Annotated in this window: 12 protein-coding genes and 1 pseudogene; 5 read left to right on the top strand and 8 right to left on the bottom strand. The window is 38.8% G+C overall.

Annotated elements, in window-relative coordinates:
- Positions 1-486: pseudogene (locus O970_RS09835) on the top strand (type VI secretion protein ImpA); the annotation flags it as partial.
- Positions 487-739: 253 nt separating this feature from the next.
- Here the strand turns inward: O970_RS09835 and O970_RS03780 are convergent.
- The 3 genes from O970_RS03780 to proS form a co-directional block, all read right to left on the bottom strand.
- Positions 740-2047, bottom strand: coding sequence for an ATP-binding protein (locus tag O970_RS03780; RefSeq protein ID WP_024495830.1), 1308 nt, complete (start codon positions 2045-2047; stop codon positions 740-742).
- A gap of 31 nt (positions 2048-2078) precedes the next feature.
- Positions 2079-2765 (bottom strand): response regulator transcription factor, encoded by a 687-nt coding sequence (locus O970_RS03775; protein WP_036562571.1) that lies wholly within the window; start codon positions 2763-2765, stop codon positions 2079-2081.
- 734 nt (positions 2766-3499) lie between these two features.
- On the bottom strand, positions 3500-5221 hold the full coding sequence (gene proS, locus O970_RS03770) for a proline--tRNA ligase (RefSeq protein WP_024495828.1): 1722 nt from the start codon (positions 5219-5221) through the stop codon (positions 3500-3502).
- Positions 5222-5436: 215 nt separating this feature from the next.
- Between proS and hslR the strand changes: the two genes are divergently transcribed.
- Together hslR and hslO are read left to right on the top strand one after the other, a co-directional pair.
- Positions 5437-5832, top strand: coding sequence for a ribosome-associated heat shock protein Hsp15 (gene hslR / locus O970_RS03765; protein ID WP_036562572.1), 396 nt, complete (start codon positions 5437-5439; stop codon positions 5830-5832).
- Between the two features lie 16 nt (positions 5833-5848).
- Positions 5849-6736: an Hsp33 family molecular chaperone HslO gene (hslO, locus tag O970_RS03760; RefSeq protein WP_024495826.1), complete on the top strand. Its 888-nt coding sequence runs from the start codon at positions 5849-5851 to the stop codon at positions 6734-6736.
- A gap of 53 nt (positions 6737-6789) precedes the next feature.
- Here the strand turns inward: hslO and O970_RS03755 are convergent, their stop codons facing one another.
- Positions 6790-7275 (bottom strand): phosphatidylglycerophosphatase A family protein, encoded by a 486-nt coding sequence (locus O970_RS03755; protein WP_024495825.1) that lies wholly within the window; start codon positions 7273-7275, stop codon positions 6790-6792.
- A gap of 186 nt (positions 7276-7461) precedes the next feature.
- Positions 7462-8472, bottom strand: a complete 1011-nt coding sequence (gene argF / locus O970_RS03750) for an ornithine carbamoyltransferase (protein WP_024495824.1) — start codon at positions 8470-8472, stop codon at positions 7462-7464.
- A gap of 283 nt (positions 8473-8755) precedes the next feature.
- Between argF and carA the strand changes: the two genes are divergently transcribed.
- Together carA and carB are read left to right on the top strand one after the other, a co-directional pair.
- Positions 8756-9925: a glutamine-hydrolyzing carbamoyl-phosphate synthase small subunit gene (carA, locus tag O970_RS03745; RefSeq protein ID WP_024495823.1), complete on the top strand. Its 1170-nt coding sequence runs from the start codon at positions 8756-8758 to the stop codon at positions 9923-9925.
- Between the two features lie 12 nt (positions 9926-9937).
- On the top strand, positions 9938-13168 hold the full coding sequence (carB, locus tag O970_RS03740; RefSeq protein ID WP_024495822.1) for a carbamoyl-phosphate synthase large subunit: 3231 nt from the start codon (positions 9938-9940) through the stop codon (positions 13166-13168).
- Between the two features lie 79 nt (positions 13169-13247).
- On the opposite strand, the gene ispC is transcribed toward carB, so the two are convergent.
- The 3 genes from ispC to pyrH all read right to left on the bottom strand — a co-directional run bounded on the left by ispC (position 13248) and on the right by pyrH (position 16059).
- The gene (gene ispC, locus O970_RS03735; RefSeq protein WP_024495821.1) at positions 13248-14441 is read right to left on the bottom strand and encodes a 1-deoxy-D-xylulose-5-phosphate reductoisomerase; all 1194 of its coding nucleotides are present in this window, start codon (positions 14439-14441) and stop codon (positions 13248-13250) included.
- A gap of 301 nt (positions 14442-14742) precedes the next feature.
- Positions 14743-15300, bottom strand: a complete 558-nt coding sequence (gene frr, locus O970_RS03730) for a ribosome recycling factor (protein WP_024495820.1) — start codon at positions 15298-15300, stop codon at positions 14743-14745.
- An 18-nt stretch (positions 15301-15318) separates the two neighbouring features.
- Positions 15319-16059 (bottom strand): UMP kinase, encoded by a 741-nt coding sequence (gene pyrH, locus O970_RS03725; RefSeq protein ID WP_024495819.1) that lies wholly within the window; start codon positions 16057-16059, stop codon positions 15319-15321.
- Between the last annotated feature and the right edge of the window lie 133 nt (positions 16060-16192).

Below are 16192 nucleotides of genomic sequence, written 5' to 3'. Positions count from 1 at the left end.
GCTCCTGCGGCATTTTTGTACCCACATGTTAATGATTATGCTATTCAAGCTTATCAAGTAAGTGAACTTGATCGATATGTTAACAAAGATAACGGTAAGGTTTCTTACTCTTGGAATACTAGAACCAAAGTTCCAAGCAAATGGACCCTAATCCGCCGGATTGAAAATGACTATATTGATGTCCCCCCTGAAGGATTTTTCCCGAACCATCATCCTGAAGAACTCTATAACTGGCCTGAGCGCGAGAAAATTTATCTTAATCAACAAAGCCACCCGCGTATTACCGTTTGGTCTGGACAAACCTGTCCCCATAGTGGTCGCTGGGCGACATTAATGTATCGTGGTATGGAGTATTCGCATTTTAAACAGGGACAAGTTATCCCAAACTGGCTTGATGATTATGGTGATAAACAGCAAGCAAAATGGACTTTATTAGAACGTGATGATGGTGGTAGCCCGCTAGTTGAATCGCATTTACTAGCCTAACTAAATGAGTTACCGTGTCCACAAGTACTCCCTAACTTGTGGGCACACTAATTTGACGTTTCCTAATTTAATCCAAAATATTGGTAATTGTGATAAATAAAAAAGAGTAGAAAATGGGCCGACGACACCTGTAATCGTGTTATTGCCGAAAAACGATTGCCGTTAATGTATATATAAATATTTTATGTTAGTTGACCCTCAGTTTTTGGAAATAAAAAAGGGCATATAGCCCTTCTTTTTGATAACCACGCTATCACGATTTCCAATAGGGTAATTTGATATTTACGATTAATCCCCCATCATCTGCATTTTGTGCATAAATGGTGCCATGATGAGCAAGTACCACTTTTCGTGCAATGGCTAGACCTAGTCCATAGCCCTTTCCTAATAATGGTGATTGAATCCGAACAAAAACTTCAAAAATACTTGATAATTTATGTTCTTCAACGCCGGGACCATGATCTCTAACACTAATGTGCAAATATTTACCGGTTTCCGATAATGAGATGACAATTTCATCGCCTTCTTTAGAAAAGCGTAGTGCATTGCGGATGATATTTTCAACAGCACGGCGTATTTGTTCGGCATTACCTTTAATAATAGAGTTACATAATGGCGCTAAAATTAGTACTAACTTAATTCCCATTGGTTTAGCTTCATAATTGGCATCTTCGATAAGAATTTTTAGTAAGTCTTTAAGATCAAAATATTCTTCCATTTGTTGTGCCGCTTCTGAATTAGAGTAGCTTAATATTTCCCCTATAAGTTGGGATAAACGTTGGGTCTCTAATTCAATGCGTTGTAATGAGCTGTCAATATTTTGTTTATTTTGTTGCGCAAGTCCAATAGCCAGTTGTAAACGGGCGAGCGGTGTACGTAATTCATGCGAAACATCATAGAGTAATTGCTGTCGTTCAGAGATAAGAATATTAAGTTTTTCGACCATAGAGTCGAAGTCTCGCCCTAAGTCGCTTAATTCATCATGCCGGGGCTTTAATTCAGAATATAGTCGTACAGAAAGATCACCTTGCGAAATACGGTAAAAACCTTTTTGTAATAATTTCATCGGTCTAGTTAAGTTCCAAGCGAGGAATAAGCTAAATAAGAGTCCACCAAATAAGCCCATCAGGACCAACGGTATTGGCATATTGAACAGTACTTTATTTTCATTCCCTTCTTCAGGGTTGGTAAACGTAACTAAATAAGAAATCCCATCAGGAGCAACCACAATTTGACGATATAATGCCATATCATTCGAATCATTCAGATCAAATTTATTATCAGAGTCATCTAAAAGCGCTTCGTATTCATCGATTGATATGATTTGATAATATGATCGCTCAGGTTCAAGCAGGCTTTGAATAAACTTATCGGCTTCATCTTTACCTGAAATATGCAGCAATTGCGCGATCATATTCACTTTTGTTGGTATGTGAACAAATGAAAATTGGGCTCCATTATGTTCTACGTAGAAAGAAAAGGCTATCCATGTTGTCTGAAAAGCAATAACAAAGATAACCCAGAAAATAACTAATATTTTCCAAAACAAACGTCTATTCATGTATAAATATTTTTATTATTAATTATTTTAGCTAACGTATTCGATATCCAACCGCCCTAATCGTTTCAATCGAAATCGTATCATTGGTCGCTAAATATAATTTTTGTCGAATATTACTAATGTGTACGTCCACACTACGATCATAAAGTTCTCGTGGACGACCAAGCCCTTCTTCCGACAATTCTTCTTTGGTCACTACGCGATCATGATGTTTAATTAATAATAATAATAGATTAAATTCAGTAGAGGTAAGATCAATGATCTTATCATTCCACAAGCAGCATCGTTGTGGTACATCTAAAGTTAGTCCATTGTAAGTAAATTTTTTGGCGTCTGATGTTGTCGTTGGATGATTTTCATCTAAGCGACGTAGTACAGCGCGTAATCTAGCTAATAACTCACGTGGGTAACAAGGTTTTGGCATATAATCATCCGCACCCAGTTCTAAACCAAGTACGCGATCGATATTGTCCCCTTTGGCAGTTAGCATAATTATAGGTAATGAACTGGTTTGACGAATTTGTTTTAAAACATCAATACCATTGATATCAGGTAACATTACATCTAATATGGCAGCTTTATACTTACCAGTTAGTGCTTCTTTAACCCCTTCCGTGCCGGTATGAACAACTTTAACGTGAAAGTTTTCATTAATAAGATACTCACTCAACATTTGAGCAAGTTCAATATCATCATCAATTAAAAGAATATTTCCCATAATCATCTATTTTTGTCAGATTAGCGATTTAAATATTATTCTCAATAAACAAAAAGATGTCAGTGAGTTTTACTAAAATATTACATAAAATAAGATAATGAAAATAGTTACCAACTGCTAAAGTTTGTGCTTTTTTCATTAAATGCTTTTTAAACCCTATAACAATAACCATTTTCAATTAAATTGAACGCTAAATTTAATAAGTATTAATTTACAGTTGCAAAAGGGGGGGTTTCCCCTCAAAAATCCCGTTTTAACATAAAAATCATTAAAAACTCACAATTCTGACGATTTTTACAAAAATTTAATATAACGGAGTAATTAAAATAATTTATTAATAATGTCTAAAGCAAATTAAATAGGCAATTTAATTTAATCTAATTAAAAAACCTATCACGTTGTCGTTACTAGCCAAGTTAAATAAATTTACTTTAATTGCTTGTTTTTATTGGGATCCAATTAGGTTATATAACCGCCAAAATAGTTTAATGCTGATGGGTAACAGTCGCCATCAGCAAACATAGTATTGTAAACAGGGTTGATTTTCAGTAAAGTTTATAAAAATGTTATCTTTTCGATAATAGTTTAAGTGCTTATTACAAGCGAAATAAGATCTTTATTCCGAATAATTTTACTCGCTATCTGTATAATTCATTCAGCTATCATCCTGTTGCTGGGCATGGAATCAAAAAGAAAAAGGTAACGCCCAGCCATTACCTTTTTTACTTATTATATCACCCGCGACATTTGTCAATAAGTAGCGTAACGATATCATCGCTACTTATCATCTCTTTATCTTTGTTAGTGCGATATTTATACTCAATTTGTTTGTTATCTAAATTACGCTCACCAATAACAACCATATGCGGAATACCGATCAGTTCCGCATCAGCAAACATAACGCCAGGTCTTTCTTTACGATCATCAAATAATACGTCAATCCCAGCGGCTTTAAGCTCGCTATAAATTTTTTCAGCAGTTTCTTGCACGCGTGGTGATTTATGCATATTCATCGGAATAATAACCACCTTAAATGGCGCAATAGCTTCTGGCCAGATAATACCAGACTCATCATGATTCTGTTCAATGGAGGCCGCAACAATACGACTAACACCAATACCATAGCATCCCATTTCCATGACATGATTCTTACCATCTTCACCTTGAACCGTCGCTTTCATTGCTTGCGAGTATTTAGTCCCTAATTGGAAAATATGACCAACTTCAATACCGCGTTTAATTTGTAAGGTACCTTTACCATCAGGGCTTGGATCACCTTCCACGACATTGCGGATATCTGCGACGATGGATGGTAATGCTAAATCACGTTCCCAATTAATATTAAAGTAATGTTTACCATCAATATTAGCACCAGCGCCAAAATCACTCATTACCGCAACAGCACGATCCGCCACAATAGGTAAAGATAGGTTTACCGGTCCTAATGAACCTGGACCAGCGCCGATCGCCGCCCTAATTTGTTCTTCGGTTGCAAATTCAAGTGGGGAAGCAATTAGATCCAGTTTTTCGGCTTTAATTTCATTTAAGTTATGATCACCACGAATTAATAAAGCAACGAGCTGATGACCACTATTTTCAGCGGCTTTGACAATCAATGTTTTTACGGTTTTTTCAATTGGTAACTGATGTTGTTCAACTAATTCATTAATTGTTTTGGCATTAGGGGTATCGACAAGCACCATCTCTTGTTGTGGTGCCTGACGTGCCATTAATGGCGCAATGGCTTCGGCTAATTCAATATTGGCGGCATAATCCGATTCAGTTGAAAAAACAATGTCATCTTCACCGCTTTCTGCTAAGACTTGGAACTCATGGGATGAACTACCGCCAATCGATCCGGTGTCGGCTTGAACCGCTCGGAAATCAAGACCAATACGGGTAAAAATTTTACTATAAGCTTGGTACATATCATCATAAGTTTGTTGTAATGATTCACGGGTTAAATGGAAGGAATAAGCATCTTTCATCACAAATTCACGTGCACGCATCACGCCAAAACGTGGGCGGACCTCATCACGAAACTTAGTTTGAATTTGATATACATTGATAGGTAATTGTTTATAAGAGCTTAATTCATTACGAACTAAATCCGTCACAACCTCTTCATGGGTTGGGCCTAAGACAAAATCACGATTACCGCGATCGTTAAAACGGAGTAATTCTGGGCCATACTGCTCCCAACGACCACTTTCCTGCCATATATCGGCGGGCTGTACGACTGGCATTAAGATTTCTAATGCACCTGCATTATTCATCTCTTCACGCACAATATGTTCAACTTTCTGTAATACCCGCAATCCGGTCGGCAACCATGTATATAAACCAGAAGCAAGTTTACGGATCAAACCTGCACGCAACATAAGTTGGTGACTGATGACCTCTGCATCGGCAGGCGTCTCTTTTAATGTTGAAAGAAGATATTGACTAGTGCGCATAATTTATTCCAATTTTTAGTTTATTTAATTCGAAAAATAGCTACTAGTTTAACAGGCAACCGCGCAATGCAAAAGAGGGATATCATCAACAATCATTACCAGATAATAGAGCCTCCTGGTTTAAGCAATAATATAACTATTGGCAACGATTGAAATTTATCTCTATCGCCCACATGTTTACAACCAGTCAAACTCAAACACTTATAGGTCATAATATGACACTAACGCCTAATACGGTGAGGTTAGATAAATGGCTCTGGGCGGCCCGCATTTATAAAACGCGAACTATTGCTAGAGAAATGATAGAGGGTGGTAAAGTACATTATAATCACCAACGAACTAAACCAAGTAAGATCGTTGAAGTTGGCGCGGTATTAACCTTACGACAGGGTAATGATCAAAAAGAATTAGTAATTAGGGCTATTTCCGCTCAAAGAAGCAGCGCTTGTGAGGCACAAACGCGTTATCAGGAAACCGAAGAGAGTCTCATTAAACGAGAGAAAATAGCCGAAACAAGAAAACTAGGCATATTAACCATGCCCCATCCGGACCGCCGACCGGACAAAAAAGAGCGTCGTCATTTAATCAAATTTAAATATGGCGAAGAGTGATTCGTCAGGAGAGATTATGAATACAACTTTAAGCAATCAACACGATAATTTAACCCGTTTTTTATTTGAAGAGGACGCGGTGCGTGGTGAATTGGTGACTTTAGAGCAAACTTATCAAGCCATATTGGATAACCATGATTATCCACCGGCTGTGCAGCATTTGCTTGGTGAGCTGCTAGTGATCACGAGCCTATTAACGGCGACGTTAAAATTTGAAGGAAATATTACCGTACAGTTGCAAGGAGACGGACCACTTAGCTTAGCGGTAGTCAATGGGAATAATCGTCAACAAATGCGTGGCGTTGCTCGCGTTAATGGTGACATAAAACCAGACAGTACTTTAAAAGAGATGTTAGGTAATGGATATATAGTTATCACTATTTCCCCTGATAAGGGTGAGCGTTATCAAGGTATTGTTGGCTTAGAGGGGGATACTTTAGCAGCGTGTATTGAGAACTATTTTCAGCAATCAGAACAGTTACCCACAAAATTATTTATCCATGTTGGCGAATATCAACAGCAAAAAATGGCAGCGGGTATACTACTACAAGTTTTACCAACTGCTGAAAACGGACAAGATAGCTTTGAACATTTAGCGACATTAACCGAAACCATCAAAGCTGATGAGCTATTTTCACTTTCTACTGAGGACGTGTTATATCGGTTATATCATCAAGAAGAGGTACGCGTATTTGAAGAGCAAGCAGTCGTATTTCATTGTGGTTGTTCACGTGAGCGTTGCGAGGGGTCATTATTAACCTTACCCGCAGAGGAAATTGATTCAATCCTAGAGGAAGATGGCAATATTGATATGCATTGTGACTATTGTGGTAATCACTATATTTTTGATCGTGTCGATATCGCACAGTTACGCCATACACTCAATCAACATAAACCCCATTAACATCGAAAAAAGGCGCGTAGGCGCCTTTTTTATGAATTCGACTGGTATTAGGATTAACCAATAAATACGCGCAATACGACTACTATTATACCCGCAAAAATAGCCGCGATGACATCATCGATCATAATACCAAATCCACCAGAAACTTTACTATCGAACCACCGAATTGGCCAAGGTTTTAAAATATCAAAGAAACGAAAAGCCAAAAACGCAGCTAAAATCCATTGCCAAGAATGATGAGGGATAAAAAATAGGGTTATCCACATACCAACAAATTCATCCCAAACAATACTTCCTGGATCGTCTAATCCCATAGCATCGGCGGTTTTTTGACAAATCCAACAACCAAAGAAAAATGCAACGATAATTACCATCCAATAGTAGACGGGAGTGAGTGTATTAAAAAGGTACCATACAGCAATCGATGCTAGAGATCCCATGGTTCCGGGCGATTTAGGTATTAGACCACTCCCTAAACCAACTGCCAATAGATGAACTGGATTAGTAACACGAATATTTTTATAGATGTTTTTTTTCATATTTGTTTCAAATGATGATAAATAAAATGATTTAAAATGTATTTAGATAGATGAATAAATATAATATTAAAAGCGAGCTTATACCATAGATAATCCAAAATGATGCTATTTTTATCTTACTTATTAACAATATACACAATATTTTATCTATTGATTAAGCAACGCCCATTGCCAAATTAAGCATAGTTATTCATCAGCAGTAAGCGTCGCCACCATTACCGCTTTAATAGTGTGTAAACGATTTTCAGCTTGATCAAATACAATACTATGCGCTGATTCAAATACCTCATTTGTGACCTCTAATCCATTATTAAATCCATATCGCGTTGCTAATTGCTGCCCAATTACGGTATTGGTATCGTGAAAAGCAGGTAAACAGTGCATAAATTTGACTTGAGGATTATGGGTTAAGGCTAATAGTTGCAGATTGACTTGATAAGGGGCTAATAATGTTACGCGTTCATCCCAAACCTTTGCTGGCTCCCCCATTGATACCCAGACATCAGTATACAAAAAATCCACCCCGTCAACCCCGTGTGAAATATCATCGGTCAGCGTAATGTTAGCCCCCGTTTTAGCCGCGATCGTCTGGCATTGCTCAACTAATAAGGGATCGGGCCAACATACTTTAGGTGCCACTAGCCGAATATCCATGCCCATTAATGCCGCCCCTTCTAGTAACGAGTTACCCATGTTATTTCTAGCATCGCCTAAATAGGCCAATTTTATATCATTTAATGCGCGGTCTACGCTATGTTCTTGTATGGTCATAAAATCTGCCAGAATTTGTGTTGGGTGCGCATCATCAGTCAATCCATTCCAAACTGGTACCCCCGCGTATTTAGCCAAGGTGTCAACAATTTGCTGACCATAGCCCCGATATTCAATGCCATCATAGAGACGACCTAATACGCGTGCGGTATCAGCAATGGATTCTTTATGCCCAATTTGACTCCCATTAGGCCCTAAGTAAGTAATACGTGCACCTTGATCGAAAGCGGCCACTTCAAAAGCGCAACGAGTTCGGGTCGAATCTTTTTCAAAAATAAGCGCGATGTTTTTGCCGACTAAATAGGCCTTTTCGCTTGATTGTTTTTTAACCTGTTTTAATTGTTTAGCTAAGCTAAGTAACTGATTAATTTCGGTTGGTGAGAAATCCAATAACCGTAAAAAATGACGTTGATAAAAACCATACATAGACTGTTAGTCTCCATATTAGGCAATATATCGGTTTATTTTATTTGAATAAATATTCAAAAACAAGTTTTAACTGGTTTTATTACCTCACAGATGGATATAGGGTATTAATAGTCTAAAAATTTAGATAAATAGCGTGATTAAAGCATTTTATTAATTATATTGTTTTGATATAAATAGTGTGGTAAAAATAGATGTGCGTCGCTATAATCAACAATAATAATGAATTATTATTCATTAAAAATAATTTAATATTCACTCTATATTAGAGGTATGGTTACTTATGTCACACGCTTATGCACTACTAGTGTTACAAGATGGTACGGTATTTTTAGGTAAATCAATCGGTGCTGACGGGCATACATCAGGAGAAATCGTTTTCAATACATCGATGACGGGCTATCAAGAAATTCTGACCGATCCATCTTACACCAACCAGATGGTAACACTCACTTACCCACACATTGGTAACGTTGGAACGAACCAGCTTGATGAAGAGTCAGATCGCGTTTATGTAGCTGCTCTAATTATTCGCGATATATCCTTAGTCGCCAGTAATTACCGTAATCAACAATCACTCCCCGATTATTTAAAACAGCATAATATTGTCGCTATTTCAGATATTGATACGCGTAAACTAACCCGAAGACTACGTGAGAAAGGCGCACAGCAAGCCTATATCATCACAGGCGATAGAATTAGCGATCTCAACAATCAGATTAGTGATATACAACAAAAAGCGGCGAATTTAATTGAATTAAAGGGAATGGACTTAGCTAAAGTGGTTAGCTGTCAACAACCTTATACATGGCAATTAGGCAGCGAATCCCTAACAACACAATCAGCTTTATCAAAAACAGACGCCCCGCTACCGTATCATGTTGTGGCTTATGATTTTGGTATCAAACGTAATATATTAAGAATGTTGGTTGATCGAGGATGTAAGGTTACCGTGGTACCGGCGCAAACACCACCGCAACAGGTGATGGCTATCAATCCCGATGGTATATTTTTATCTAACGGCCCAGGCGATCCAGAGCCTTGCACCTATGCGATTAACGCTATTAGACAGTATTTGGCTAGCAACATACCCTTATTTGGTATTTGCCTAGGCCATCAACTGTTAGCGTTAGCATGTGGCGCTCGTACCATAAAAATGAAGTTTGGTCATCACGGGGCTAACCATCCAGTAAAAGATTTAATCCATGATCGAGTAATGATTACCGCACAAAATCATAATTTTACTGTGGATAAAAAGAGCCTACCTTCAGATTTACACATAACGCATGTTTCGCTATTTGATGGGTCTATACAAGGTATTCGCCATAAGAATAAACCGGCTTTTAGTTTTCAGGGTCACCCTGAAGCAAGCCCAGGCCCCCATGATGCCGCACCGCTTTTTGATCACTTTATTCAATTAATTATTACCTATAAACAATCTAAAACAGCATAGGAGCAATAACCGATGACCAAACGAAAAGATATCCAAAGTATTCTTATCATCGGTGCAGGACCCATCATTATTGGTCAGTCATGCGAATTTGATTATTCAGGCGTTCAAGCCTGTAAAGCATTACGTGAAGAAGGCTACCGCGTTATTTTAGTTAATTCTAATCCCGCAACCATTATGACCGATGCCGATATGGCTGATGCGACTTATATCGAACCGATTCACAGCGAAAGTCTGAGAAAAATTATTGATATTGAACGGCCTGATGCGATCTTACCAACAATGGGCGGACAAACCGCACTAAATTGTGCTTTAGAACTGGCTAAAAAAGGGATCTTGGCAGATTATCATGTGGAGATGATCGGGGCGAATATCGAGACCATAGAGAAAGCCGAAGACAGGCGGCTATTTGACCAAGCCATGAAAAAAATTGGACTTGATACTGCTCGTTCGGGCATTGCCCATACATTAGAGGAAGCCTATATTGTATTAGATAAAGTTGGCTTTCCATGTATTATTCGACCTTCCTTTACCATGGGAGGAACGGGTGGAGGTATTGCTTACAATCGGGAAGAATTTGAGGCGATCTGCCAACGAGGACTTGAACTTTCCCCCACCCATGAGTTATTAATCGATGAATCACTTATCGGTTGGAAAGAGTATGAGATGGAAGTGGTGAGAGATCGTAACGATAATTGTATTATTGTCTGTTCTATTGAAAATGTCGATGCCATGGGCATTCATACTGGCGATTCAATCACTGTCGCACCAGCACAAACCCTAACCGATAAAGAGTACCAGATAATGCGTAATGCCTCGATTGCGGTATTACGTGAAATCGGCGTAGAAACTGGCGGGGCAAATGTACAATTTGCCATCAATCCAGATAACGGCCGGTTAATCGTTATCGAAATGAATCCTAGGGTCTCACGCTCATCAGCGCTTGCCTCTAAAGCAACTGGTTTTCCTATTGCGAAAGTTGCCGCTAAACTGGCGATTGGTTACACCTTAGACGAGCTTGTAAATGACATTACGGGTGGCCTTACCCCAGCGTCGTTTGAACCAGCTATCGATTATGTAGTCACTAAAGTCCCGCGATTTAATTTTGAAAAATTTGCTGGCTGTAACAATCGCTTAACAACACAAATGAAATCCGTAGGCGAAGTAATGGCGATTGGTCGTACTTTTCAGGAATCGCTGCAAAAAGCATTGAGGGGATTAGAGGTTGGCGCAACAGGCCTTGATCCTAAAATAAATAATCACGTCGACCATAATACGTTAGCAACGTTACGGCATGAACTACAAGAAGCGGGCAGTGATCGCATTTGGTATATTGCCGATGCGTTTAGATGCGGATTTTCTCTCTCTGAAGTGGCAGATCTAACTCATATTGATCGTTGGTTTCTAGCCCAAATTCAGCAATTGATCCACGATGAGCAGCAACTAAGTCAAATGACGCTGGAAAAATTAGAGAAAGACGATTTGAGACAACTTAAGCGCAAAGGTTTCTCTGATGCACGTTTAGCTAAATTATTACAGGTCGATGAAGCAACGATACGAACCAAACGCCATGAATGGCATTTACACCCTGTTTATAAAAGAATTGATACCTGCGCTGGGGAATTTGCCACCCATACTGCCTATCTCTATTCAACCTATGAAGAGGAGTGTGAAGCTGATCCCCAATTTTTAACCAAAAAAATCATGATATTAGGCGGGGGTCCTAATAGAATCGGTCAAGGTATTGAGTTCGATTACTGTTGTGTACACGCGGCGTTAGCATTAAAAGAGGCTGGCTTTGAGACCATTATGGTTAACTGTAATCCAGAAACGGTCTCAACCGACTATGATACTTCACATCGACTCTACTTTGAGCCGATCACTCTTGAAGATATTTTAGAAATTATTTACGTTGAAAAACCAACAGGAATTATTGTCCAGTATGGCGGACAAACGCCATTGAAGCTAGCCAAAGCATTAGAAGCAGCTGGAGCCCCCATCATCGGTACATCACCCGATGCAATTGATTGTGCGGAAGATCGACAACGTTTTCAGGAAATTGTTCACCAACTACAATTAAAGCAACCGACTAATGCCACAGTAACTGATCTTGATCAAGCCATGATTAAAGCCAAGCAAATTGGCTATCCAATAGTGGTAAGACCGTCTTATGTGCTTGGCGGACGAGCCATGGAAATAGTCTATAATGAACACGATTTACACCATTACTTTAATACTGCTGTTAGTGAGTCTAATCAAGCACCAGTATTACTCGATCATTTCTTAGATGATGCAACTGAAGTAGATATGGATGTGCTTTGTGATGGCGAAACCGTTATTATCGGGGGTATTATGGAGCATATCGAGCAAGCAGGAGTCCACTCAGGAGATTCTGCTTGCTCATTGCCAGCCTATACGTTAACTCAATCAATACAGGAAAGATTACGCCAGCAGGCACGACAACTGGCGTTAGCACTTAACGTCAAAGGATTAATGAATGCACAATTTGCGATTAAAGATAATGATATTTATCTGATTGAGGTAAATCCCCGCGCGGCCCGTACGGTGCCTTTTGTCTCTAAAGCAACGGGTATGCCTCTGGCCAAAATTGCAGCTAGAATTATGGTAGGTCAATCATTAATAACGCAAAAGATAACCACTGAATATATTCCCAATTACTATTGTGTTAAAGAAGTGGTACTACCATTTAATAAATTCAGTGGTGTCGATCCAATTTTAGGACCAGAGATGCGATCAACAGGTGAGGTGATGGGCATAGGTAAAACTTTTGCCGAAGCCTTTGCTAAAGCACAATTAGCCAGTTTATCTACAATGAAACATTCGGGTAAAGCCTTGCTTTCAGTTCGTGAAAACGATAAAAAACGGGTCGTAGACATAGCTCAAACACTGATTAAACATGGTTTTGTTCTTGATGCAACCTCAGGTACCGCCAACGTTTTAAAGCAAGCAGGCATTGATTGCCAAATTGTTAAAAAAGAGACGGAAGGAAGACCAAATATTCATGATCATATTAAAAATGGTGAATACAGTTATATCTTAAATACCACGTCAGGAAGAGAAGCAATTAATGCCTCGAAAGTCCTAAGAAGAAGTGCGGTACAGTATAACGTTCACTATGACACAACTATCAATGCAGCTTATGCAACGGTAGCAGCACTAGCCTATGATCCAAATCAACAGGTGATTTCGCTTCAGAAATTATATAAAACGAAGGCATATAAGTAATAACTGTGCCGATAAAGCGTAGGATATCCAACGTTTTATCGGCTTAGGATAAACCGCGATAAAAATTAACTATAGCGTACTACCCAAAATCAGACAAATAATTGGCCGCTATTTGTCGGGCCTGTCTATCCACCGCTAAAACAGCTTCAATTGAATTTGGTGTTTCTGGTACTAAATTGGTTAAGGTTTTTTCTACTAATGCCGCAATATCCATAAATCCTATCTGTCGATTTAAAAAGGCGTCCACAGCAATCTCATTGGCAGCATTTAGGATAGTCGTTGCCGCTTGCCCAGCCTCAAAAGCGGCAATAGCTAATTTTAAGCAAGGATAACGATTAAAATCTGGCTGTTTAAAAGTTAACGCAGAAAGTTGGCAAAAATCTAAGGGTGGCACCCCTGAAATAATCCTTTCAGGATAAGACATCGCATAAGCAATTGGGGTACACATATCCGGCTGACCCAATTGCGCGATCACTGAACCATCAAGATAACGCACCATCGAATGGATAATTGATTGTGGATGAATAATTATTTCCATTTCTTTAGCTGACGCATTAAATAACCAGCGAGCCTCAATATATTCTAATCCTTTATTCATCATGGTTGCTGAATCAACGGAGATTTTTCGTCCCATTGACCAGTTAGGATGGGCAACCGCTTGTTCTGGCGTGACCTCAATTAATTTAGATAAGGGAAGATCTCTAAATGGGCCTCCCGATCCGGTTAAAACAAGTTTAGTAATGCCATTATCAGCTAAATTTGCAAATCCCATCTGTTGTTGAATCGACATAGGTAAGCTTTGAAATATCGCATTATGTTCACTATCAACCGGCAGTAATTGAGCTTGATACTGTTTAACCGCTTGCATAAATAGATGCCCACAGGTTACCAGTGATTCCTTATTTGCCAATAATATCCGTTTACCTTGCTTAATCGCAGCTAAGGTTGGCGTTAATCCAGCGGCGCCCACAATAGCGGCCATGACTTGTTGTACTTCTGATAATGCAGCAAGATCACAAATGGCGGATTCTCCGCTGAGTACTTCAGTCTGGCTTGAATAATGTTTTAATTCTGTGCGTAATGTTTTAGCCGCGTTATCATCGGCCATGGCAACATATCTTGGTTTAAACTCAAGGCACTGCTCCAGCATTTTGGTGACATGACGTCCACCAACTAACGCATAAGCACGATAACGAGTCGGTTGTTGTCTAATAACAGCCAACGTACTACATCCAATTGAACCAGTAGAGCCAAGAATAGTTATATTTTGCATAATGTAAAATGATGAAGTAAAAACCAAATAAAATTACAATAACGTAAAGTAGACAATTAAACAATAGCAACAGCTATTATGCAGATAAGTTATGCGCTAGTGGTTAATGATTGTTTAACATGAGAGGAAACGAATAAAAGTTGGGTTATTTTCTATGTCCTCTATTTACTTATCGATTGCGACGCAACGCTATAATGACCTAATGTATTAGAACCGTTTTTTTGCTGCTGATTACATCACAACAAAAAAAACCGGTCGTCATTACTCGGCCGGTTTTCTGCTGTGTTCAAAAGATTTAACGTTAGAAATCCATTAATTCTTTTTCTTTATCAGCTAAAATCGTATCTAATTTTTTAATCGCACTATCCGTTAATTTCTGAATAATATCCTGTGAACGACGATCATCATCTTCAGAAATTTGTTTATCTTTTAATAAAGCTTTGACTTGATCGTTGGCATCTCGACGAATATTACGGATAGAGACCCGCCCCTGTTCCGCTTCATTACGTACAATCTTAGTGAGATCACGACGTCGCTCTTCCGTTAGTGGCGGAAGTGGTACACGAATAACAGTGCCTGCTGAGGCAGGATTTAACCCTAAATCCGATGTCAAAATCGCTTTTTCAACGACCTGAATCAATGATTTATCAAATACCGTAATCGCTAAGGTTCGTGAATCTTCAGCAACGACATTGGCAACCTGACGTAATGGGGTAGCACTACCATAATATTCAACAGAAATACCATCTAATAAACTTGGCGAAGCACGACCCGTACGAATTTTGGCAATATGATGCTGGAATGATTCTAAACTTTTTTCCATACGAACTTCAGCATCTTTTTGAATTTCATTAATCATATATGACCCTTTTTAATGTTAATTAATAACCATTTGATTATTAATCAATGTTCCTTCTTTCTCCCCCATAATAACACGGCGAAGTGCTCCAGGTTTATGCATATTAAATACACAAATAGGTAAGTTATGATCACGAGCTAAGGTAAACGCGGCTAAATCCATAACTTTCAATTCATCCGCTAACACTTTATCATAAGTCAGTGTCTGATAACGCGTTGCCTCAGGATTTTTTTCTGGATCAGCAGAGTAAACGCCATCAACTCGCGTCGCTTTCAGCACTACATCGGCTTCAATTTCAATACCACGTAAACATGCTGCGGAATCGGTCGTAAAAAATGGATTACCAGTTCCTGCTGAGAAAATAACGACTCTACCATGGCGTAATAAGCTAATAGCTTCTGTCCAGCTATAATCATCACACACCCCTTTTAAAGGTATAGCCGACATTAATCTGGCATTGACATAAGCCCGGTGTAATGCATCCCGCATAGCAAGACCATTCATGACCGTTGCAAGCATCCCCATATGATCGCCTACTACACGGTTCATACCTGCTTTCGCCAAGCCTGCTCCGCGAAATAGATTACCACCACCAATGACCACACCGACTTGAATACCCATTTCGACAAGTTCTTTAATTTCTAATGCCATACGATCAAGTACGGTGGCATCAATGCCAAAGCCTTCTTCGCCTTGAAGCGCTTCACCACTGAGCTTTAATAAAATACGTTTATATATTGGTTTTGAATGAGTAATCATAATAGGGTCCTACTTATAACTTTGCTGATTCTTATATTCAGAATTAGTGCTAAATACTTAATGAGAAAAAAAGAAATTCTAAATTCAGCTACATAAACAAAACCGCCTAAGCGGCGGTTTTAATCTATTTACT

It is taken from the genome of Candidatus Schmidhempelia bombi str. Bimp (assembly GCF_000471645.3).
Classification (GTDB): Bacteria; Pseudomonadota; Gammaproteobacteria; order Enterobacterales; family Orbaceae; genus Utexia; species Utexia bombi.
This window is presented reverse-complemented; position numbering and strand designations above follow the sequence as displayed.